The sequence below is a fragment of the Stenotrophomonas sp. DDT-1 genome, from assembly GCF_001580555.1.
Taxonomy (GTDB): Bacteria; Pseudomonadota; Gammaproteobacteria; order Xanthomonadales; family Xanthomonadaceae; genus Stenotrophomonas; species Stenotrophomonas sepilia.
Genome location: NZ_LEKR01000036.1, coordinates 17,378 through 40,364 on the forward strand (window position 1 = coordinate 17,378; position 22,987 = coordinate 40,364).

The 22,987-nt window shown below is 65.8% G+C and carries 16 protein-coding genes; 8 read left to right on the forward strand and 8 right to left on the reverse strand.

Features of this window, described 5'->3' with window-relative positions; translation table 11 throughout:
* Positions 1–100 precede the first annotated feature (100 nt).
* Positions 101–5,077 (reverse strand): NAD-glutamate dehydrogenase domain-containing protein, encoded by a 4,977-nt coding sequence (locus tag AB839_RS15775; protein WP_061480086.1) that lies wholly within the window; start codon positions 5,075–5,077, stop codon positions 101–103.
* A gap of 250 nt (positions 5,078–5,327) precedes the next feature.
* Here AB839_RS15775 and AB839_RS15780 point away from each other — a divergent pair, with 250 nt between their 5' ends.
* Genes AB839_RS15780 through AB839_RS15790 form a run of 3 tightly spaced genes read left to right on the forward strand, consistent with a single transcriptional unit; the run spans position 5,328 to position 10,441 of the window.
* The gene (locus AB839_RS15780) at positions 5,328–5,984 is read left to right on the forward strand and encodes a TetR/AcrR family transcriptional regulator (protein WP_061480087.1); all 657 of its coding nucleotides are present in this window, start codon (positions 5,328–5,330) and stop codon (positions 5,982–5,984) included.
* Positions 5,984–7,252, forward strand: coding sequence for an efflux RND transporter periplasmic adaptor subunit (locus AB839_RS15785; protein ID WP_061480088.1), 1,269 nt, complete (start codon positions 5,984–5,986; stop codon positions 7,250–7,252). Before AB839_RS15780 ends, AB839_RS15785 begins: the two co-directional genes overlap by 1 nt.
* A 15-nt stretch (positions 7,253–7,267) precedes the next feature.
* Complete coding sequence (locus AB839_RS15790) at positions 7,268–10,441, forward strand: multidrug efflux RND transporter permease subunit (RefSeq protein WP_061480089.1); 3,174 nt, start codon at positions 7,268–7,270, stop codon at positions 10,439–10,441.
* A gap of 152 nt (positions 10,442–10,593) precedes the next feature.
* Here the strand turns inward: AB839_RS15790 and AB839_RS15795 are convergent, their stop codons facing one another.
* Both AB839_RS15795 and AB839_RS15800 read right to left on the reverse strand, forming a co-directional pair.
* Complete coding sequence (locus AB839_RS15795) at positions 10,594–10,857, reverse strand: hypothetical protein (protein WP_061480105.1); 264 nt, start codon at positions 10,855–10,857, stop codon at positions 10,594–10,596.
* A gap of 168 nt (positions 10,858–11,025) precedes the next feature.
* Positions 11,026–12,174 carry an acyl-CoA dehydrogenase family protein gene (locus tag AB839_RS15800; RefSeq protein ID WP_061480090.1) on the reverse strand — a complete coding sequence of 383 codons (1,149 nt, stop codon included), beginning with the start codon at positions 12,172–12,174 and terminating at the stop codon, positions 11,026–11,028.
* A 153-nt stretch (positions 12,175–12,327) separates the two neighbouring features.
* Between AB839_RS15800 and AB839_RS15805 the strand changes: the two genes are divergently transcribed.
* The 4 genes from AB839_RS15805 to AB839_RS15820 all read left to right on the forward strand — a co-directional run bounded on the left by AB839_RS15805 (position 12,328) and on the right by AB839_RS15820 (position 18,371).
* On the forward strand, positions 12,328–13,257 hold the full coding sequence (locus AB839_RS15805; protein WP_019660391.1) for a metalloregulator ArsR/SmtB family transcription factor: 930 nt from the start codon (positions 12,328–12,330) through the stop codon (positions 13,255–13,257).
* A 13-nt stretch (positions 13,258–13,270) separates the two neighbouring features.
* Entirely contained in the window at positions 13,271–14,362 is a 1,092-nt protein-coding gene (locus AB839_RS15810) for a homocysteine S-methyltransferase family protein (RefSeq protein ID WP_061480091.1), read from the forward strand.
* A 57-nt stretch (positions 14,363–14,419) separates the two neighbouring features.
* Complete coding sequence (gene metH / locus AB839_RS15815; protein ID WP_061480092.1) at positions 14,420–17,104, forward strand: methionine synthase; 2,685 nt, start codon at positions 14,420–14,422, stop codon at positions 17,102–17,104.
* Positions 17,105–17,183: 79 nt separating this feature from the next.
* Positions 17,184–18,371, forward strand: a complete 1,188-nt coding sequence (locus AB839_RS15820; protein ID WP_061480093.1) for an MFS transporter — start codon at positions 17,184–17,186, stop codon at positions 18,369–18,371.
* Positions 18,372–18,419: 48 nt separating this feature from the next.
* Here the strand turns inward: AB839_RS15820 and AB839_RS15825 are convergent, their stop codons facing one another.
* The 5 genes from AB839_RS15825 to AB839_RS15845 form a co-directional block, all read right to left on the reverse strand.
* Positions 18,420–19,100 carry a DUF2058 family protein gene (locus tag AB839_RS15825; protein WP_061480094.1) on the reverse strand — a complete coding sequence of 227 codons (681 nt, stop codon included), beginning with the start codon at positions 19,098–19,100 and terminating at the stop codon, positions 18,420–18,422.
* A 10-nt stretch (positions 19,101–19,110) separates the two neighbouring features.
* Positions 19,111–19,353 carry a SlyX family protein gene (locus AB839_RS15830; protein WP_005410256.1) on the reverse strand — a complete coding sequence of 81 codons (243 nt, stop codon included), beginning with the start codon at positions 19,351–19,353 and terminating at the stop codon, positions 19,111–19,113.
* On the reverse strand, positions 19,346–20,695 hold the full coding sequence (locus AB839_RS15835) for a UDP-glucose/GDP-mannose dehydrogenase family protein (protein WP_053499456.1): 1,350 nt from the start codon (positions 20,693–20,695) through the stop codon (positions 19,346–19,348). The genes AB839_RS15830 and AB839_RS15835 overlap by 8 nt, the downstream gene beginning before the upstream one ends.
* A gap of 23 nt (positions 20,696–20,718) precedes the next feature.
* The gene (locus tag AB839_RS15840; RefSeq protein WP_014037761.1) at positions 20,719–21,696 is read right to left on the reverse strand and encodes an FKBP-type peptidyl-prolyl cis-trans isomerase; all 978 of its coding nucleotides are present in this window, start codon (positions 21,694–21,696) and stop codon (positions 20,719–20,721) included.
* Positions 21,697–21,792: 96 nt separating this feature from the next.
* The gene (locus tag AB839_RS15845; RefSeq protein WP_061480095.1) at positions 21,793–22,380 is read right to left on the reverse strand and encodes a glutathione peroxidase; all 588 of its coding nucleotides are present in this window, start codon (positions 22,378–22,380) and stop codon (positions 21,793–21,795) included.
* A 368-nt stretch (positions 22,381–22,748) separates the two neighbouring features.
* Between AB839_RS15845 and AB839_RS21270 the strand changes: the two genes are divergently transcribed.
* Positions 22,749–22,985: a hypothetical protein gene (locus AB839_RS21270; protein WP_072168169.1), complete on the forward strand. Its 237-nt coding sequence runs from the start codon at positions 22,749–22,751 to the stop codon at positions 22,983–22,985.
* Positions 22,986–22,987: the final 2 nt, after the last annotated feature.

The following is a 22,987-nucleotide window of genomic DNA, read 5'->3' on the forward strand; positions in this document are numbered from 1 at the left end:
GAGTCAGGGGGGCGCGCCAACGGCGCGGGGGTCTGGGAGCATGGTTGGCATGGGGCCCACGGTTTGCAGAGCAATCCGTGGGGCGTCAGCGCGAATGCGCTTACGCACCATGCGCGGCCAGCTGGCCCAGGCGCTGCACCGCGACCGAGACGGTCGGGTAGTCCAGGGTCTTCTGCTCGGCCAGTTCGGCCAGCATCGCCAGGGTGAAGCGCAGGCTGTTGTCGTCGCGGCCCATCCAGGCAGCGACCTTGGCCTCGGCACTGTTGCCCTTGGTGCCCAGCACCTGCCCGGCCAGGTTGCGGTGGTTGGCTGCCAGCTCGTCACGCAGCACGCCACGCGCCACCGCGTGCCAACGACCGTTGACCTCCAACGCGTCGACCTGCTCGAACAGCCACGGCAGCTGCAGGGCATCGCCCAGGCGGAAGTGGACCTTGGACACGTCCACCGGCTTCAGCTTGCGGGTGCGGGCCAGTTCGATGATGTCGAACGCCGGCTCCAGGAAGTGCAGTTCGGCCAGCTGCTGTGCCAGTGCAGACGGCAGGCCCTTTTCCTTCCACTCGGCCACCAGGGCTTCGTAGGTCGGACGCTGCGAATCCGGCAGCACGCCCGAAGCGACGCGGATGTCGTTGAACGGTCCCTGGTAGCGGTTGACCGCTTCGGTGATGCCCGGCATCGCGCCCGGGCGCGACAGCAGCCAACGCACGAACGAGCGCTGCAGCTTCCAGATCACTTCCAGGGCGTCGATCTGCACCGACTCCGGCACCTTGCCGTCGAGGGCATCGATCTGTGCCCACAACGCGCGCGCATCCAGCGTTTCGCGGCTGATGGTGTAGGCCTTGGCGACCTCGGCGATGGAACGGCCGGTGTCTTCCTGCATGCGCATCAGGAAGGTGGCGCCCATGCGGTTGATGGTCTGGTTGGTCACGGCCGTGGCGATGATTTCGCGCTTCAGGCGGTGACGCTCCATCGCGTCGGCGTACTTCTTCTGCAGCGGGGTCGGGAAGTAGCGCTGCAGTTCCTTGGACAGGTACGGATCTTCCGGGATGTCCGAATCCAGCAGCTGGTTGAACGCCACCAGCTTGGAGTAGGACAGCAGCACCGACAGTTCCGGACGGGTCAGGCCCTGCCCGCGTGCTTTGCGCTGGGACAGCTCGGCGTCGGACGGCAGGAACTCGATCTGGCGGTCGAGCAGCCCCTGCTGTTCCAGGGTACGGATGAAGTGCTGCTTGGAACCCAGGCGCTTGACCGCCATCCGCTCCATCAGGCTCAGTGCCTGGTTCTGGCGATAGTTGTCGTTGAGCACCAGCTCGGCGACTTCATCGGTCATCGAGGCCAGCAGCTTGTTGCGCTGCTCGACGGTCAGCTTCTTGGCCCGCACCACATCGTTGAGCAGGATCTTGATGTTGACTTCGTGGTCGGAGGTGTCGACACCGGCCGAGTTGTCGATGAAGTCGGTGTTGAGCAGCACGCCGGCCTGGGCAGCTTCGATGCGGCCCAGCTGGGTCATGCCCAGGTTGCCGCCCTCGCCCACCACCTTGCAGCGCAGCTCGCCACCGTTCACGCGCAGTGCGTTGTTGGCGCGGTCGCCGACATCACTGTGCTGCTCGCTGGCGGCCTTGACGTAGGTACCGATGCCGCCGTTCCACAGCAGGTCGACCGGTGCCTTCAGGATCGCGCTCATCAGATCGTTCGGCGACAGCGCCTTGACGTTCTCGTCCAGGCCCAGCGCCTCACGCACCTGCGGGGTGATCTCGATCGACTTCAGGCTGCGCGGGTACACGCCGCCGCCCTTGCTGATCAGCTTGGTGTCGTAGTCCGCCCAGCTCGAACGCGGCAGGGTGAACAGGCGCTCACGCTCGATGAACGACGTGGCCGCATCCGGATTCGGGTCCAGGAAGATGTGGCGGTGGTCGAACGCAGCGACCAGGCGGATATGGCGCGACAGCAGCATGCCGTTGCCGAACACGTCGCCGGACATGTCGCCGACGCCGACCGCAGTGAAGTCCTGGCTCTGGCTGTCACGGCCCAGCGCACGGAAGTGGCGCTTGACCGATTCCCACGCGCCGCGCGCGGTGATGCCCATGCCCTTGTGGTCGTAGCCGACCGAACCACCGGAGGCGAACGCATCGCCCATCCAGAAGCCGTGCGCGATGGCCAGGCCGTTGGCGATGTCGGAGAAGGTCGCGGTGCCCTTGTCGGCGGCCACCACCAGGTACGGATCGTCCATGTCGTGGCGCACGACATCCACCGGCGGCACGATCTTGTTGTTGACGATGTTGTCGGTGATGTCCAGCAGGCCCTGGATGAACAGCTTGTAGCAGGCCACGCCATTGGCGAAGATCGCGTCGCGATCGCCGTTCACCGGCGGGGTCTTGGCGAAGAAACCACCCTTCGCGCCGACCGGCACGATGACGGTGTTCTTGACCATCTGCGCCTTGACCAGGCCCAGCACTTCGGTACGGAAGTCTTCGCGACGATCCGACCAGCGCAGGCCGCCACGCGCAACCGCACCAAAGCGCAGGTGGGTACCTTCCACGCGCGGACCGTACACGAAGATCTCGCGGTACGGGCGCGGCTTCGGCAGGTCCGGCACCAGCGCCGAATCGAACTTGAAGCTGATGACATGGCCGTGCTGGCCGTTGGCATCGGTCTGGTAGTAGCTGGTACGCAGGGTCGCGTCGATCACGCCCATGAACGAGCGCAGGATGCGGTCCTCGTCCAGGCTGGACACGCGATCCATCAGCTTCAGCAGCGCATCGCGCGCGGCCTGCATCTGCGCGTCGCGGTCGCCCTTGCGGGCATCGACCACGCTCTTGAGCACCTTCAGGGTGGCATCGTCGCCAGCGGCCAGCACATCAAAGTGGGCCTTCAGCTGGGCCTGGCCGGCCGCGATGTCGTCCTTGCTCTCATGGCCGGTGGCCGGATCGAAGCGGGCCTCGAACAGTTCGACCAGCAGGCGGGCCAGCAGCGGGTAACGCGCGAAGGTGCCTTCCACGTAGGCCTGCGAGAACGGCACGCCGGTCTGCAGCAGGTACTTGCAGTAGCCACGCAGCATGGCGACCTGGCGCCAGTGCAGGCCAGCAGCCAGCACCAGGCGGTTGAAGCCGTCGTTCTCGGCGTCGCCGTGCCAGACGCGGGCGAAGGTCTCGCCGAAGGCTTCATCGACACTGGCGGCATCGATCGCGCCAGCGGTCGACTCGACCTCGAAGTCCTGCACGTACACCGGCGCGTTGTCGACCGACAGGCGGTACGGACGCTCGGCGATCACGCGCAGGCCCATGTTTTCCATCATCGGCAGCGCGTCCGACAGCGGAATGTCGTCCAGCTGGCGATACAGCTTCAGGCGCAGGCCATCGCCGCTTTCGCGCGGCACGGCCTGCAGGCTCAGGCGCAGGTCGTCCGGGCCGGTCAGCGCGTCGAGCTGGCTGACATCGTTGGCGGCAACGGCGGTGCTGTTGTCTTCGATGTAGCCGGCCGGCAGCGCCTTGCCGATGCGGGCGGCGATGCGCAGGCCTTCGGTCTCGCCGTGGCGGCTCACCAGCGCTTCGCGCAGGTCGTCCTGCCAGTTGCGCAGCACCTGGGCCAGCTTCTGCTCCAGTTCGGCGGTGTCGACGTCGAGCATTTCACCCGGCTTCGGGCGCACGATCAGGTGCACCTGCGCCAGCGGCGATTCACCCAGCACCACCGAGCTGTCGACGAACTCGCCGTGCAGCGCGTCCTTGAGCATTGCTTCGATGCGCAGGCGCACGTCGGTGTTGAAGCGCTCGCGCGGCAGGTAGACCAGCGCGGAGATGAAACGGCTGTACTTGTCGCGGCGCAGGAACAGGCGGCTGCGCACGCGTTCCTGCAGGCCCAGCACGCCCATCGCGGTGCGGAACAGTTCGTCCTCGCTGGACTGGAACAGCTCTTCGCGCGGCAGAGTTTCCAGGATATGGCGCAGGGCCTTGCCACTGTGGCTGGCCGGGGCCAGCCCGGACTGCTTCATCACGTGCTCGTGGCGCTGGCGCACCAGCGGGATTTCCCACGGGCGGCGGTTGTAGGCGCTGGAGGTGAACAGGCCGAGGAAACGCTGCTCGCCGATGATCTTGCCCTTGGCGTCGAACTCCAGCACGCCGATGTAGTCCATGTAGCCGGCGCGGTGCACGCGCGAACGGGCATTGGTCTTGGTCAGGATCAGCGCATCCTTCAAACCGGACGTGGTGTTCAGGCCCTGCGCGGCCAGCGTCTTGACCGGACGGGCGGCGGACTTGTCCTTGCCACGCATCAGGCCCAGGCCGGTGTCGTTCAGCGGCGCCAGCACCTCTTCCTTGCCCTGCTTCTCGACGCGGTACTCGCGGTAGCCGAAGAAGGTGAAGTGGTTGTCGGCGGCCCAGCGCAGGAACTCCTGTGCTTCCTTGCGCGACGCGTCGTCGACCGGCAGCTGGCGGCTGCCCAGGTCGTCGGCCAGTGCCAGCGCCTTGTCCTTCATCGGCTGCCAGTCGCGCACGATCGCACGCACTTCATCCAGCGCCTTGTTGATGGCCTGCTCGATGGCAGCCATTGCATCGGCCGGCTGGCGGTCGATCTCCAGCAGCATCACCGACTCGGCATCACCTTCGCCGACCTTGACCAGCTTGCCGGCCTTGTCGCGGGTGAAACGCAGTACCGGGTGGCCCAGCACGTGGACGCCCACGCCCTGCTCGGCCAGCGACATGGTGACGGTATCGACCAGGAACGGCATGTCGTCGTTGACGATCTGCAGCACGGTATGCGGCGATTCCCAACCGTTGGCCTTCGCGGTCGGATTGAACACGCGGACGTTGGCCTTGCCAGCCTTGCGGGCCCGGGCGAATTCCAGCGTCTCAGCCGCGAGAGCGGCCCACTCTTCAGCGCTGTGGTGCGGGAACTCGTCCGACTCCATGCGCTTGTAGAAGTCAGTGGCGAAGGCCACTGCTTCGGCCTGTGCGGCCGCGGGGTAGCGCTTGCGCAAGGCCGTGTACACCGGCTCCAGGGAGAAACCAGCGGTCACTGCGACCTCCGACTCTGCTGGTTTCGTCTTGTTTTTCACGGTCTTGGCTGCGGTTTTTTGCGGTTTCATGGCAGAGCGATGCGCTTGCTCAGTTGGGAAAATGAAATTGTAGCCCTACCGCACGAAAAGGCCTTGCTGCAGGACGGAATAAGCAGATCCGGGTTTGCTGCGGTTTAGACGCCTATTCAGTTCGCTCCGGTATGGAGATGGCGCCGGCTTCAGCACTGCCGACAGGATCGGCAAAGCGTGTTACCGGAAGACACACGCGGCGACGCCGATTCGATTCCACAATCCTGAACTGGACGGTATAGTCCACCGCGTGAACCCGGCCTACCTTCCCGTTGCCCTCGACGCACGCGATGAGCGCGTGTTCGATGCCGTGCGCGAACTGCTGGCCCAGCAGGGCATGCAGATGAGCATGGACGCGGTGGCCCAGCATGCCGGCTGTTCCAAGCAGACCCTCTACTCGCGCTACGGCAGCAAGCAGCAACTGCTGCGCCGGGTAATGCAGCGCCACGTCGGCCACGCTACCGGCGCCATGGTTCGTGCACTCCGCACTGACGACCTGCGTGCCAGCCTGCTCCAGTTCGCCACCGACTTCCTGGAGCACTTCAACCAACCGCACGTGGGCCAGGCCTGCCGGCTGATCGCCGCCGACGCGGCCCAGTTTCCCGAAGAGGCGCGTACCCTGTACCGGCATGGCGCCGGCGCACTGACGCTTCATCTTGCTGAATGGATTGAAACCGTTTGCATGCAGGGCCAGCTCCGGCATGACGACCCGCACTTCATGGCCGAGCTGCTGCTGAGCATGATCGCCGGTCAGGATTTCGACAAACAGCGCTTCCATACCCCCCACCGTGATGACGCGCTCTTGCGTCGGCGCTGGGCAGAGTTCTCCGTCGACAGCTTCCTGCGCGCCTTCGCGCCTCAGCCGTCGCCGGCCCCGTCTACAAACCAACCCCGGAGTTCCTCCTGATGACCGCCCCACTCCGCACCCTTGCCTTGACGTGCGCCGTTGCTGTCGCGCTGGCTGCCTGCAAGAAGCCGGAACAGCAGACGCCCCCGCCGCCGGAGGTGGGCGTGATCGACGCCAAGCCGCAGACCCTGCCGCTGCAGCGCGAGCTGGTCGGCCGCCTGTCGCCGTTCCGCAGTGCCGACGTCCGCGCACGCGTGCCCGGCGTGCTGCTCAAGCGCGTCTACCAGGAAGGCTCGCAGGTCAAGCAGGGCCAGACCCTGTTCCTGATCGACCCGGCGCCGCTGCGTGCCTCGCTCAACGCCTCCGAGGCCCAGCTGGCCTCGGCCCGCGCGACCTACGCCAACGCCAAGGTCGCCGCCGACCGCGCACGCTCGCTGGCCCCGCAGCAGTTCGTCTCCAAGTCCGACCTGGACAACGCCGAATCGGCCGAGCGCACCGCGCTGGCCGCGGTCAAGCAGGCCGAAGCGGCAGTGACCTCCTCGCGGATCAACCTGGGCTATGCCGAAGTGACCGCGCCGATCAGTGGCGTGGCCAACAAGCAGCAGGTCACCGAGGGTGCGCTGGTGGGCCAGGGCGATGTGACCCTGCTGACCACCGTCGACCAGCTCGACCCGCTGTACGTCAACTTCTCGTTGAGCGTGGACGAACTGACCCAGCTGCGCGCGCAGCAGGCCAAGGGCGCGCTGGCGCTGTCCGGCGACGGCAAGGCCACGGTCAACGTCAAGCTCGCCGACGGCACCACCTATGGTGAGCCGGGCACGCTGGACTTCTCCTCGACCACGGTCGACCCGGCCACCGGCGCCGTGTCGTTGCGCGCGCTGCTGCCGAACCCGCAGCAGATCCTGCTGCCGGGCGCCTTCGTCAGCTTCCAGGCCAACCTGGGCGAGCGCAACAACGCCTTCCTGGTGCCGCAGCAGGCCCTGCTGCGCGATACCACCGGCGGCTACGTGATGGTGGTCGGCGCCGACGGCAAGGTCGTGCGCAAGAACGTGAAGACCGATGGCGCGCAGAACGGCAACTGGCTGGTCAGCGACGGCCTGGCCGCCGGTGACAAGGTGATCGTGGCTGGCGTGCAGAAGGTCAAGGAAGGTGCACCGGCGGTGGCCAAGCCGTGGACCCCGGGCCAGGACGCCAACGGCAAGCCGGCCGCAGGCGGCGCCGCCCCGGCGGGCGCTGCACCGGCTACAGGCAAGGCACCGGCCGACGCGGCCAAGCCCGAGCAGGCCGATGCGGCCAAGCCGGCCGCCACCGATTCGAACAAGCAGTAACGGGAACCTTCCGTCATGCCTAAATTTTTCATCGAACATCCAGTCTTCGCCTGGGTGGTTGCGATCCTGATCTCGCTCAGCGGCGTGATCGCGATCCTCAACCTGGGCGTGGAGTCCTATCCCAACATCGCCCCGCCGCAGGTCACCGTCTCGGCGACCTACCCGGGCGCCAGCGCCGATACCACGGAAAAGTCCGTCACCCAGGTGATCGAGCAGCAGCTGACCGGCATCGATCACCTGCTGTACTTCAGCTCCTCGTCCGCCTCCAACGGCCGTGCGCAGATCACCCTGACCTTCGAGACCGGTACCGATCCGGACATCGCCCAGGTGCAGGTGCAGAACAAGGTCTCGCTGGCCACGCCACGCCTGCCTTCGGAAGTGACCCAGCAGGGCGTGGTGGTGGCCAAGGCCAACGCCGGCTTCCTGATGGTGGTGGCGCTGCAGTCCGATACCCCGACCATCAACCGTGACGCCCTGAACGACATCGTCGGTTCGCGCGTGCTCGACCAGGTCTCGCGCATCCCCGGCGTCGGCAGCACCCAGCAGTTCGGTTCCGAGTACGCCATGAACATCTGGCTGAACCCGGAAAAGATGCAGGGCTATGGCCTGTCGGCCAGCCAGGTACTGGCCGCGGTGCGTGCGCAGAACGTGCAGTTCGCCGCCGGTGCGCTGGGTTCGGACCCCTCGCCGGAAGGCCAGCACTTCACCGCCACGGTCTCGGCCGAAGGCCGCTTCAGCTCGCCGCAGGAGTTCGAGAACATCATCCTGCGCGCCAATGCTGACGGTTCGCGCGTGCTGCTGAAGGACATCGCCCGCGTTGCCTTCGGTGCCAACAACTACGGTTTCGACACCCAGTACAACGGCAAGCCGACCGGCGCCTTCGCCATCCAGCTGCTGCCGGGCGCCAACGCCCTGAACGTGGCCGAAGCGGTGCGCGCCAAGATGGACGAGCTGCAGCCCAGCTTCCCGGCCGGGGTCACCTGGTTCTCGCCGTACGACAGCACCACCTTCGTCAAGATCTCGATCCAGGAAGTGGTCAAGACCCTGTTTGAAGCGGTCTTGCTGGTGTTCCTGGTGATGCTGATCTTCCTGCAGAACTTCCGTGCCACCCTGATCCCGACCCTGGTGATCCCGGTCGCCCTGCTCGGTACCTTCCTGGGCATGTGGATGATCGGCTTCACGATCAACCAGCTGACGCTGTTCGCGATGGTGCTGGCGATCGGCATCGTGGTCGACGACGCGATCGTGGTGATCGAGAACGTCGAACGCATCATGAGCGAGGAAGGCCTGGCGCCGAAGCCGGCCACGCAGAAGGCGATGACCCAGATCACTGGCGCGGTGGTGGCGATCACCGTCGTGCTGGCCGCGGTGTTCATCCCGTCCGCCCTGCAGGGCGGTGCCGCCGGTGAGATCTACAAGCAGTTCGCGCTGACCATCGCCATCTCGATGGCATTCTCGGCGTTCCTGGCGCTGGGCTTCACCCCGGCGCTGTGCGCGACGTTCCTCAAGCCGACGCACAACGACAACCCGAACATCGTCTACCGCACCTTCAACAAGTACTACGACAAGATCAGCCACACCTATGTGGGCCACATCACCTCGGCGGTGCGCCATGCGCCGCGCTGGATGATCCTGTTCGTGGTGCTGACCGCGCTGTGTGGATTCCTGTTCACCCGCATGCCGGGCAGCTTCCTGCCGGAAGAAGACCAGGGCTATGCGCTGGCGATCGTGCAGCTGCCGCCGGGCTCCACCAAGGGCCAGACCAACGAAGTGTTCGCGCAGATGCGTGGCATCCTGGAAAAGCAGGATGGCTATGAAGGCATGCTGCAGGTGGCCGGCTTCAGCTTCGTCGGTTCCGGCGAGAACGTGGGCATGGGCTTCATCCGCCTGAAGCCGTGGGAGGAACGCAAGTTCACCGCGCCCGAGTTCATCCAGAACATGAACGGCGCGTTCTACGGTATCAAGGAAGCGCAGATCTTCGTGGTCAACCTGCCCACCGTGCAGGGCCTCGGCCAGTTCGGTGGCTTTGACATGTGGCTGCAGGACCGTAGCGGTGCCGGCTACGAACAGTTGACCCAGGCCCGCAACATCCTGCTCGGCCAGGCCGCGCAGAAGCCGGACCACCTGGTTGGCGTGCGCCCCAACGGTCTGGAGAACGCGCCGCAGCTGCAGCTGCACGTGGACCGCGTGCAGGCGCAGTCGATGGGCATGTCGGTGTCGGACGTGTACAGCACCATCCAGCTGATGCTGGCCCCGGTGTACGTCAACGACTTCTTCTACGAAGGCCGCATCAAGCGCGTGACCATGCAGGCCGATGGCCCGTACCGCACTGGCCAGGAATCGCTGAAGAGCTTCTACAGCCCGTCCAGCCTGACCCAGAACGCCGATGGCACCAACGCGATGATCCCGCTCAACACGGTGGTCAAGTCCGAATGGGTGTCGGCGCCGCCGTCACTGAGCCGCTACAACGGCTACTCGGCGATCAACATCGTCGGTTCGCAGGCACCGGGCACCAGCTCGGGTGAGGCGATGCAGACCATGGAAGGCATCGTCAACGACGACCTGCCGGCCGGCTTCGGCTACGACTGGTCGGGCATGTCCTACCAGGAAATCCTGGCCGGCAACGCTGCGACCCTGCTGCTGGTGCTGTCCATCGTGGTGGTGTTCCTGTGCCTGGCCGCGCTGTATGAAAGCTGGTCGATCCCGGTGGCGGTGCTGCTGGTGGTGCCGCTGGGCGTGCTGGGTGCCCTCGGCCTGTCGATGCTGCGCGGCCTGCCCAACGATCTGTTCTTCAAGATCGGCCTGATCACCGTGATCGGCCTGGCGGCGAAGAACGCGATCCTGATCGTGGAGTTCGCGGTGGAGCAGCGCGCAGCAGGCAAGAACCTGCGTGATGCCACCATCGAAGCGGCGCGCCTGCGGTTCCGCCCGATCCTGATGACGTCGTTCGCGTTCATCATGGGCGTGATCCCGATGGCGATCTCCACCGGTGCCGGCGCCAACTCCCGCCACGCCATCGGTACCGGCGTGATCGGCGGCATGCTGTTCGCCACCCTGCTCGGCCTGCTGATGATCCCGGTGTTCTTCGTGGTCGTGCGCCGCATGCTGGGCGACAAACTGGACGAACCGTCCAAGGAGTTCATGGAACGCCAGCGCGACGCGGATGCCGCACACCGTCCGGATCGTTGATCCGGCGGTGCGCTGAGAACGAAAAGGCCCCGGAGCGATCCGGGGCCTTTTTATTGCCACAATTGAATTCATGCCAACCCAGGTTGGCACCTACCGGAACAACGGCATGGCCGGTATCCGTCAACCTGGGTTGGCGCTCTTCGGGCACCGCCTCAGCGCATCACCGCGACCACAGCGCACACCGCCACCAGAATCAGCGAGGCCCACTGCATGGGTACGAAGAAGAAATGGTGGGGCGCGGCCTCCCCCTTCTGCCGCGGCGCACGGTTGAGCCACAGGCCCAGCACCACGTTCACCGCTGCGCCGAGGCCTGCGCCCAGCAGAACCTGTGACAGCGGGGTATTGCCCTTGGGGCCGTCATGCGGAAAGAAGTACGCCAGCAGCAGGATCGCTGCAATCGGCGTCACCAGCGTCATGATTCCCCAACCGCGATAGACCACGTCGTCATCCTCGAAGAAACGGACTGCATTGGAGCAGCATGCATCTCCGCAGGCCAACGGCAAAGACGTCATCTGGATGACCATCATCCACGCGTGGCGTGGACCTGCCGCCGCGCCGCCATTGCGGCGGCGCGGCCAGGCGACTCAGCGCAGCCCGGTTTCGTTGCGCGCGATCACCAGGCGCTGGATCTCCGAAGTACCTTCGTAGATCTCGGTGATCTTGGCATCACGGAAGTAGCGCTCCAGCGGCATTTCCTTGGAATACCCCATGCCGCCGTGGATCTGCACGGCCTGGTGGGTAATCCACATCGCCGCCTCAGAGGCGGTCAGTTTGGCGATGGCAGCCTCATTGCTGAAGCGCTTGCCCTGGCCCTTCACCCACGCCGCGCGCAGGGTCAGCAGCAGCGCTGCGTCCAGCTTGCACTTCATGTCGGCAATCTTGGCCTGGGTCATCTGGAAGGTACCGATGGCCGCGCCGAATGCCTTGCGCTCCTTGACGTATTCAATCGTCGCTTCATAGGCGGCTCGGGCGATGCCGACGGCCTGCGAAGCGATGCCGATGCGACCGGCATCGAGCACGCTCATGGCGATCTTGAAGCCCTCGCCTTCCTGGCCCAGCACGTCTTCGGCCTGCGCCACGTAATCGTTGAACTCGATCTCGCAGGTGGCCGAGGCGCGGATGCCCAGCTTGGGCTCGGTCTTGCCACGACCGAAACCGGCCTTGTCGGTATCGATGATGAAGGCGGTGATGCCGCGCGCGCCCTTGTCCGGATCGCTCATCGCGAACAGCACGATGTACTTGGCCACCGGACCGGAGGTGATCCAGCTCTTCTTGCCATTGATGACGAAGGTGCCGTCGGCCTGCTTCACCGCGCGGCAGCGCATGGCGGTGGCATCGGAACCGGACTGCGGCTCGGTCAGCGCGAACGCGCCGATGGACGTACCTTCGGCGATGGCACGTACGTAGGTCTGCTTCTGATGCTCGGTACCGTGGGTCAGGATGCCGTTGCAGAACAGCGAATTGTTGACCGACATGATGGTCGAATGGGCTGCGTCGGCGGCGGCGACCTCCACCATCGCCAGCACGTACGCAACCGGGTCCATGCCCGCACCGCCGTATTCGGTCGGCACTTCAATGCCCATCAGGCCGTTCTCGCCCAGCAGGCGGATGTTGTCCAGCGGGAACTCGCCGGTGCGGTCATGGTGCTCCGCACTGGGGGCGATCTTTTCCTGCGCGATGCGCCGCGCAACGTCCTGCAGCATCAACTGCTCTTCGGTAAAGCTGAAATCCACAACACCCTCCCGGGTACATGAAGTTATGGGCCGCATACGGCGCGCCCAGGTGCTGCGATTGTACCGGGGCCCGGCAGTTTCCGTACGCCGGCGACTTGACCGCGACAGGCCCCTTCAGCGAATATATCTCTATATCGCGATAGGTAGATGTTTATGGATCTGGAAGACTGGTCGACCCGCCTGAAGGTGTTCGCCGATGCCACTCGCGTGCGCCTGCTGGCGCTGCTGGAGCAGGAGGAACTGACCGTGGCCGAACTGTCGGCGATCACCCGGCTGGCGCAGCCGCGCGTGTCCACCCACCTGGCACGCCTGAAGGAAGCCGGGCTGGTCCGCGACCGCCGTGCCGGCGTGTCGGCCTATTACCGCTTCGACGAGGCCCAGTTGGACCCGGCGCAGCGTGCATTGTGGCATGCCTTGAGCAACGGAAGCGATGACCCGCTGCTGCGCCAGGACGCTGAGCGCGTGGCCGCCGTGCTGGCCCACCGCGCCTCCGACCAGAACTGGGCCGACAGCGTGGCCGGCGACATGGAACGCCACTACTCTCCGGGCCGTACCTGGGAGGCGCTGGCGCGCACCGCCTTGCCGTTGCTGGAGACCGGCGACGTGCTGGACATCGCCTCCGGTGATGGCGTGCTGGCCGAACTGGTCGCCCCCCACGCCAAGCGCTACATCTGCATCGATACCAGCGCGCGCGTGGTTGCCGCCGCCAGTGAACGCCTGCGGCGGCTGCCCAATGTGGAAGTGCGCGAGGGCGACATGCATGCCCTGCCGTTCAAGGATGCCAGCTTCGACCTGGTCGTGCTGATGCATGCGCTGACCTACGCCAGCAAACCGGCGCAGGCGGTGACCGAAGCTGCACGCGTACTGCGCCCGGGCGGCCGCCTGCTGCTGTGCAGCCTGGCCCGCCACGAGCACAAGGCAGCGGTGGAGGCCTATGGCCACGTCAACCTCGGCTTCAGCGACAAGGAGCTGCGCAGGTTCGTCGACAAGGCCGGCCTGCAGGTGTCCAGCCTGGAGACGGTCACCCGCGAGAAGCGGCCGCCGCACTTCGAAGTGATTTCGCTGATCGCCAACAAGCCCTGAGCCACAGACCGCCATGCCCGCCCTGCCCTGGTTGCATCCCGATCGTGCCAACGCCCTGCTCGACGCCCTGCGCGAGCGGATCCTGATCATCGATGGTGCGATGGGCACGATGATCCAGCGCCACGGGCTGCAGGAGCAGGACTATCGCGGCGAGCGCTTCGCCGGTGGTTACGACCATGCCCATGGACCCGGCTGCGACCACGCCGCGCCCGAGGGTCACGACCTGAAGGGCAACAACGATCTGCTGCTGCTGACCCGGCCGCAGATCGTCGCCGACATCCACACCGCCTACCTCGAGGCCGGTGCGGACCTGGTCGAAACCAACACCTTCAATGCAACCTCGGTCAGCCAGGCCGACTACCACCTCGAGCACCTGGTGTACGAGTTGAACAAGGCCGGCGCTGCGGTCGCGCGCACGTGCTGTGATGCAGTGGCCGCAACCACTCCGGGCAAGCCGCGCTTCGTGATCGGGGTGATCGGCCCGACCAGCCGCACCGCTTCGATCAGCCCCGACGTCAACGATCCCGGCTTCCGCAATACCAGCTTTGACGAGCTGCGCGACACCTACCGCGAAGCCATCGAGGGCCTGATCGACGGCGGCGCCGATACCCTGATGGTCGAGACCATCTTCGACACGCTCAACGCCAAGGCCGCGCTGTATGCGCTGGAGGAAGCGTTCGATGCGCGCGGCGGGCGGCTGCCGGTGATGATCTCCGGCACCATCACCGACGCTTCCGGTCGCACCCTGTCCGGGCAGACCGCCGAGGCCTTCCACGCATCGCTCGCCCACGCCCGACCGTTGTCGATCGGCTTGAACTGCGCGCTGGGCGCCGATGCGATGCGCCCGCATGTGGAAACCCTCTCGCAGGTCGCCGACTGCTATGTCAGCGCCCACCCCAACGCCGGCCTGCCCAACGCGTTCGGCGAGTACGACGAAACTCCTGAAGAGATGGCCTCCACGCTGCGCGGCTTCGCCGAGGATGGCCTGTTGAACCTGGTCGGCGGCTGCTGTGGCTCCACCCCCGAGCATATCCGTGCGATTGCCAATGCCGTGGCCGGACTGCCGCCGCGCGCACTGCCCGGCACCCGGGAGCAGGCCGCATGAACGTTGCCGCCACCGTCCCGCACTTCCCGCCCTACTGCTGTTGAGCCGACGCCTGCCATGACGCCTGTCCGCCCTACCCGCCTGTCCGGCCTGGAACCTCTGGTCATCACCCCGGACCTGCTGTTCATCAATGTCGGCGAACGCACCAACGTCACCGGCAGCGCGCAGTTCCGCAAGCTGATCAAGGAAGGCCGCTACGAGGAGGCGGTGGACGTGGCCCGCCAGCAGGTGGCCAGCGGCGCGCAGATCCTCGACGTCAACATGGATGAGGGCCTGATCGATTCGGAAGCGGCGATGACGCGCTACCTCAACCTGATCATGTCCGAGCCGGACATCGCGCGCATCCCGGTGATGGTCGACTCCTCCAAGTGGAGCGTGATCGAGGCCGGCCTGAAATGCCTGCAGGGCAAGAGCGTGGTCAACTCGATCTCGCTGAAGGAAGGCGAAGCGCTGTTCCGCGAGCACGCGCGCAAGGTGCTGCGCTATGGCGCCGCGGCAGTGGTGATGGCGTTCGACGAGGCCGGGCAGGCAGACACCTGTGCGCGCAAGGTCGAGATCTGCACGCGCGCCTACCGCATCCTGGTCGACGAGATCGGCTTCCCGCCGCAGGACATCATCTTCGACCCGAACATCTTCGCCGTCGCCACCGGCATCGAAGAGCACGACAACTACGCGGTGGACTTCATCGAAGCCACCCGCATCATCAAGCAGACCCTGCCGCACTGTCATGTCTCCGGCGGCGTCTCCAACGTCTCGTTTTCGTTCCGCGGCAACGAAACCGTGCGCCAGGCCATCCATTCGGTGTTCCTGTACCACGCGATCGCTGCCGGCATGGACATGGGCATCGTCAACGCCGGCGCGATGCCGATCTACGACGAACTGGAGCCGGACCTGCGCGAGCGTGTCGAGGACGTGATCCTCAACCGCCGAAGCGATGCCACCGAGCGTCTGCTGGAGATCGCCGAGCGCTACAAGGGCAGGAAGGGCGCGGCGAAGACCGAAGACCTGGCCTGGCGCGAAAAGCCGGTGGCACAGCGTTTGGCGCATGCCCTGGTACACGGCCTGGATGCCTTCGTCGAGGAAGACACCGAACTGGCCCGGCAGGCCTCCAGCCGCCCGCTGGATGTGATCGAAGGACCGCTTATGGACGGCATGAACATCGTCGGCGACCTGTTCGGCGCCGGCAAGATGTTCCTGCCACAGGTGGTGAAATCCGCGCGCGTGATGAAGAAGGCCGTGGCCTACCTGCTGCCTTACATCGAAGCGGAAAAGGCACGCAGCGGTGACACCGCCAAGAGCAACGGCAAGATCATCATGGCCACGGTGAAGGGCGATGTGCATGACATCGGCAAGAACATCGTCGGCGTCGTACTGGCCTGCAACAACTTCGACGTGGTCGACCTCGGCGTGATGGTGCCGGCGCAGAGGATCCTCGATGCCGCCCGCGAGCACAACGCCGACCTGATCGGCCTGTCCGGGCTGATCACCCCGTCCCTGGAGGAGATGAGCCACGTCGCCCGCGAGATGGAGCGCCAGGGCTTCGACCTGCCGCTGCTGATCGGCGGCGCGACCACTTCGCGTGCGCATACCGCGCTGAAGATCGACCCGCACTACAAGGCGCCGACGGTGTGGGTGAAGGATGCATCGCGCGCGGTGGGCGTGGCGCAGTCGCTGATCTCGCGTGATCTGCGCGAGGCCTTCGTTGCCGCCAACGAAGCCGACTATGCCGAAATCCGTGCACGCCACCGCAACCGCGGCGACGCCAAGCGGCTGGTCACGCTGGAACATGCGCGCGGGCAGAAATTCCAGGGCGGCTGGGACAACTACACTCCACCGGCACCGAATCAGCCCGGCCTGCACGTATTCGACGACTATCCCCTGGCCGAACTGGTCGACTACATCGACTGGACGCCGTTCTTCCAGGCCTGGGAGCTGGCCGGCAAGTTCCCGGCGATCCTCACCGACGAGATCGTCGGTACCCAGGCCAGCGAGCTGTACAAGGATGCCCGTGCGATGCTCGAGCGCATCGTCGGCGAGAAGTGGCTGACGGCCAAGGCCGTGTTCGGCCTGTGGCCGGCCACCAGCATCGGCGACGATGTCCGCGTGCAGCACCCGCAGGGCGAAACCACCCTGCACTTCCTACGCCAGCAGGTGGACAAGCCGGCCGAACGCCCGGATTTCTGCCTGGCCGATTTCATTGCACCGGCCGACAGCGGAAAGCAGGACTGGATCGGCGCGTTCGCGGTCACTGCCGGTATCGGCATCGACACCCACGTCGCGCGCTTCGAGGCCGAGCACGACGATTACAACGCGATCCTGCTGAAAGCACTGGCCGACCGCTTCGCCGAGGCGCTGGCCGAGCGCCTGCACCAGCGCGTGCGTACCGAATTCTGGGGCTACGACCGCGCCGAGACGCTGGACAACGAGGCCCTGATCGACGAGCAGTACCGCGGCATCCGTCCGGCCCCGGGCTACCCCGCCTGCCCCGAGCACAGCGAGAAACGCCGCCTGTTCGACCTGCTGCAGGCTGAGAAGAACGCGGGCATGGAATTGACCGAGAGCTTCGCGATGCTGCCCACGGCCGCTGTCTCGGGCTACTACTTCAGCCATCCGCAGAGCCAGTACTTCGTGGTCGGGCGGCTCAGCCGCGAACAGGTCACCGACTATGCCCGGCGCAAGGGCGTGGACCGTGCCCAGGCCGAACGCTGGCTGGCCTCCAATCTCGACTACGACCCCGAATGAGGCGGTAGCGCCGGGCCATGCCCGGCGTCATCTCCCGTCCGCCGGGCATGGCCCGGCGCTACCGTGCATTATTCCCGCGATGACCGTTCCCGTTGCCCGCCTCTCAAGTTTCTACTTGTTCTACTACGCGGCGCTCGGCGCGTTCACGCCGTACTGGAGCCTGTTCCTGACCGCGCGCGGGATGAGCGTGACCGCGATCAGCGTGATGATGGGCCTGTGGTACGCCACCCGCGTGATCGCACCCAGTACCTGGACCTCGCTGGCGGCCGCATCACCGCGACCGATCCGCCTGCTGCGCGTCGGCTGCATGCTGACCCTGCTCAGCTTCGCTGCCTTCCTGCTGCCACTGCCGCAGCCGTGGATGTACCCGGCGATGATCGTGTTCTGCTTCTTCTACAACGCGGTGATGCCGCAGTTCGAGTCGATCACCCTCACCCACCTGGGCAACGACAGCCATCGTTACGGGTTGATCAGGGTCTGGGGCTCGCTCGGCTTCATCGCCGTGGTCACCCTGTTCGGCTGGCTGATCGAAGGCGATGGCGCCGGCAACCACGCCGGATTGTTGCCGTGGATGATGCTGCCCCTGTTCGTGCTGCTGGTTGCCTCGGCCTTCAGCAACCACTACGCGCGCGACATCGGCAGGACGGCGGATGATGCCAGCGGCTTCTGGCAGATCGTGCGCCGACCGCCGGTGCTGGCATTCTTCCTGGCCGCCTTCATGGAACAGCTGTCGTTCGGCCCGTACTACACGTTCTTTTCGGTCTACATGGACCACCACGGTTACCGCACCACCACCCTCGGCCTGCTGTGGACCATCGGCGTGGTCTTCGAAGTGGGCGTGTTCTTCACCATCGGCCGCTTCTTCCGCCGCTACGACGCCAGCTGGATGCTGCTGATCGCACTGGTCAGTTCCTGCCTGCGCTGGGCCGTGACCGCACTGTTCCCGGAGAACCTGCCGGTGATGCTGCTGGCGCAGACCGCGCACGCGCTGGGTTTTGCCGCGTTCTTCGCTGCAGCGATGCAGATGCTGGCGACCTACTTCCCCGGTCGTCTCAACGGCCACGGCCAGGGACTGCTCTATGGATTCTCGTCGGGTGTCGGCGGTGTGCTGGGCGCGCTCATTGCCGGCCAACTGTGGAAGATCGACGACGGCCGCACCGCGTTCCTGGCCGGCAGCGGCTTCGCCCTGATTGGCGCCCTGCTCTGTTTCTTCGCGCTGAGCCTGCCGCTGATCCGTGCGCGGCGCAGCACTGCGTGCACCCGGTAACGAAAACGCCGGGCAATGCCCGGCGTTTTCATCACGCAGCAGATGCAGTTACCAGACCAGGTCGTCCGGCACCTGGTACTGCGGATCCGCGTACGGATCTTCCTCGGCCGGCGCATTCGGATCGACCTTCAGCGCCACCGACGGGGCGAACACCGCCTCGGACTGTGCCAGCACGTCGGCGGTCACCAGCAGGTAGCGCCCGTTGAGCTGGACCACTCCAAGCTCGCCGGCATTGAGCGCGGTCAGCTGTTCGGCGGTCACATAGATGCGCTTGATCTTGCCGCCATACGGGAAGTGGCGGGCGATGTCGGCCGCTTCCGAGTTCAGGCTCTTGTCCTTCAGCAGTTCTTCCAGCTTGGCCTTGGCCTCGCGGCGTACGCGCGCCTCTTCCTGTTTCAGACGCTCGGCCTCGATGCGCTCTTCCTTTTCGCGTTGCGCGCGGATGGCATAGGCCTTGGCCAGATCCATCTCTTCGGCGCTGCGCGGCGTGCGCGGGCCCTGCTGGCCCGGGCCACGCGACTGGCCGGGCTTGCCCGGGCGACCGTGGCCATGCCCACGACGCTCGCCGGGCTTGTGCTCGCCCTTGCCAGCGCCCTGCGGCTTTCCATTGCCGTTGCCACCCTTGCCCTGCGGGCGACCGTCACGGCGGGGGCCATCATTCTTGCGCTCGGGCTTGGGCGCGGGCTTGAAGCCCAGGCCCATCAGCTGGTCGCGGAGGGTATCGCTCATAGGATTCGGATCAGTAGTGCGGCGGCGGCGGTTCGCTCGCCGGATCGGAAGAATTCAGCGCGTTGCGGACCTTGCCCAGGTCTTCCAGCAGCACGCGCAGCACGTCGGCGTTGCGCATGCCCTGCATGCGGGCATCGGCCAGCGCATCGCTCAGTTCGGCCAGCGCCTGTTCCTGGAAGGACACGCGCATTTCCAGTTCGACCAGGCGCGCTTCCAGCGCCTGCTCGCGTTCGGTTGGCAGCAGATCAGACATGCAGCGAGCGCCCCCGGCCGATGCCGTAGTACGCCAGGCCCGCCGCTTCCACATCCGCCGGCTCGTACAGGTTGCGGCCGTCGAACACCACTGCGTCCTTCAACTGCTCGCGCAGCATCTGGAAATCGGGGCTGCGGAACTGCTTCCACTCGGTCACCACGACCAGTGCATCGGCCCCCTGCAGCGCCTCGTCGGCACTGCTGCAGAACACCAGATCATCGCGCTCGCCGAAGATGCGCTGCGACTCGTGCATCGCTTCCGGATCGTAGGCACGCACCGTCGCGCCGCCTTCCCACAGCTGCGCCAGCAGGCGACGACTGGAAGCTTCGCGCATGTCATCGGTATTCGGCTTGAACGCCAGGCCCCAAACGGCAAAGGTCTTGCCACGCACACCTTCGTCTTCACCCTTGTCGTAATGACGTTGGATGAGGGCGAACAGATGGCCCTTCTGCGCATCGTTGACCGCTTCCACGGCGTTCAGCAGCTTCGGCTCCAGGCCGGCCTGCTGCGCGGTGCGGGCCAGCGCCTGCACATCCTTGGGGAAGCACGAGCCGCCGTAACCGGCGCCCGGGTAGATGAAATGCCAGCCGATGCGCGGATCCGAGCCGATGCCCTGGCGGACCTGCTCGACATCGGCGCCGACACGTTCGGCGATGTTGGCGATTTCGTTCATGAACGAGATCTTGGTCGCCAGCATCGCGTTGGCGGCGTACTTGGTCAGCTCCGCCGAACGTACGTCCATTTCCACCACGCGGTCGTGGTTGCGGTTGAACGGCGCGTACAGGCGCCGCATTACCGCCACCGACTCGGCGCTGGTCGCGCCGATGATGATGCGATCCGGGCGCATGCAGTCGGCGACAGCGTCGCCTTCCTTCAGGAATTCCGGGTTGGACACCACATCGAAGGCGATGTCCGCGCCACGTGCCGCCAACTCTGCGGCAATGGCGGCACGCACCTTGTCGGCGGTGCCCACCGGCACCGTTGACTTGTTGACCACCACGGTCGGCACGCTCATGTGCCGGCCGATGGTGCGGGCCACAGCCAGCACGTACTGCAGATCGGCGCTTCCATCCTCGTCCGGCGGCGTGCCGACGGCGATGAACACGACCTGGCCGTGGCCGATCGCGGCCGCGGCATCGGTGGTGAACGCCAGCCGCGACGCGGCGTGGTTGGCCTTCACCATCGGCTCCAGGCCCGGCTCATAGATCGGGATGATGCCCTGGTTGAGGCCATCGACCTTGGCCTGGTCGATATCGACGCAGACCACCTGGTGGCCGACGTCGGCCAGGCAGGTACCGGTCACCAGCCCTACATAACCGGTACCGAAAATCGCAACGCGCATGTCCGTGCAGGCTCCGTGGTCGCTTACGGCAGGACGCCCAGCAGCTCGACGTCGAAGGTCAGAGTCGCATTCGGGCCGATCGGGCCACCCGGGGTGCCGTTCTCACCGTAAGCCAGCTCACCCGGGATCCAGAAGCGGTACTTCGACCCGACCGGCATCAGCGCGACGCCTTCGGTCCAGCCCTTGATCACCTGGTCCAGGCCGAACTCGGCCGGCTGGCGACCATAGGAGCTGTCAAACACGGTGCCGTTGAGCAGCTTGCCTTCGTAGTTCACGCGCACCTTGCTGCTCGGCAGCGGGCGCTCGCCGCTACCCGGGCGGATGATCTGGTACTGCAGGCCAGACGGGGTGGTGACGACGCCCGGCTGGGTCTTGTTCTTGGCCAGGAACGCGTTGCCTTCCTCGCGGTTGGTCTGCGCAGCGGCGGCGGCCTTGGCCTGCATCTCGGCCTGCTTGCTGCCCATGAAGGCCTGGATGGTGGCGGTCGCGTCAGCTTCCGTCATCTTCGGCTGGCCCTTGCTCAGGCCTGTGCTGATCGCGTCAAACAGCGAGGCGACATCAATGTCGTCCTTCAGCTGTGCCAGCGACGGGCCGACCGAGTACGAACCGATCATCTGCGACACTTTGACGCGATCGACCTTCGGCGGCTGCGAACCCGGCGCCATGCCCGGCACCTGCTGACCACTGCGGGCCATCACGACCTGGCGCAACGCGGCATCGGTGGCCTTGGCCTGTTCCTGGGTGATCTGCGGCTGCAGGCCTTCGAACGAACGCTCCACGGCAGTGCGCAGCGCGGCCACATCGATCTCATCGGCGATCGGGGTGAACGACTTGGCGACATCAAGGCCGATGGCGTAGCCGAGCTTCTGCTTGGGGGAATTCAAGGTTGCGGTCTCCTTGGCGGCTGCGGGGGCAGCCGGTTGTTGCGACAGAGCGACACCCGAAGTGCCCATCGCCAGAATCAGAACCGACGCCGCGGCGCCGCGCATTCCCATCTTCATTCGCTGCATTCCTGGAAGTGTCTGGGCGCCGACGTCGGCGCGAAAAGAAACATTGTCGCACGCATGCCGTCGATGTCGAGGCATCCGTGCCGGATATCAATGCGTGGCGGCTGCGGCCAGCGCCTTGTCGATGGCGGCGGTCAGCTGCGGATCGTCCGGCGTTACCTTGCTGGCGAACTGGGCAATGACCTTGCCATCGCGGCCGACCAGGTACTTGTGGAAGTTCCAGCCCGGCGCCACGCCGGTGGCCGCGGTCAGCCTCTGGTACAGCGGCGTCGCCTGTGCACCGACGACATGCACCTTCTCGAACATCGGGAACCTGACGCCATAGGTGAGCGTGCAGAAATCCTGGATCTGCTTTTCGTCACCGGGCTCCTGGCCCTTGAAATCGTTGGACGGGAAACCGAGCACGGCAAAGCCGCGGCCGGCATAACGCTTCTGCAGCGCCTCCAGGCCTTCGTACTGAGGGGTATAGCCGCACTTGCTTGCGGTATTGACCACCAGCAGTACCTGCCCGTGGTAGCGCTGCTGCAGGTTGACCTGCTGCTTGCTCGCCAGTGGGCGGTACTCCAGGTCCAGCAGATCGGCCGCCAGCACATGGGCGGAACCGGCCAGGCCGGCCACCAGCAGGGTCAGCAGGGACAGGCCGCGCAGGCGGCGCGGGATAACGGTCGGCAGGGGCATCGAGAGCGGTCCGCGGTAGCCATTCACAGGGCCGGCCGGTAGCGGCCGGGAATCGGCCGAACTATAGCACCGCCCCCGCCCCCCCCCCTTGTTGCGGCAAGCGCCAGAGGCTTTGCGCGGCGTGGCGTCTTCCCGCTGGCCTTACCAACGACGGCACAGTGATGACATAGCATGGACAACACTGAATGGCAGGCGGAACTGGATCAGCCCCTACATCAAATTTATTTCCCTTTCCAATCAAATGGATAAGTGGATATTTCAGCAATTTGACCACCCCTGCCATCAGTTGGGGACGGCAGGGGCTTGCACCCAGGCGTGCCGGTGTTATAGTTGCATACAACACCAGTCACCTGAGACAGGGGGAAGCCATGAACGCCCGCATCCGTCGCAACCTCACCGCCCCCGCGGCCGCTGCTGTTTCGACCCTGATCGTGCTGGCCTGGCTGGCCACGCCCACCACCCCCGCCTCTCCCGACAGTGCGCAGGATGCGAACGCTGCACCGGCCGGGAACGCCGCTTCCTCCCCCTCTCCCCCGCGTCGGCTGCACAGCTCCCTGTCCATGCCGTATTTCTCGTTCGCCCAGCCGCTGACCCCACGGAGCTGAAC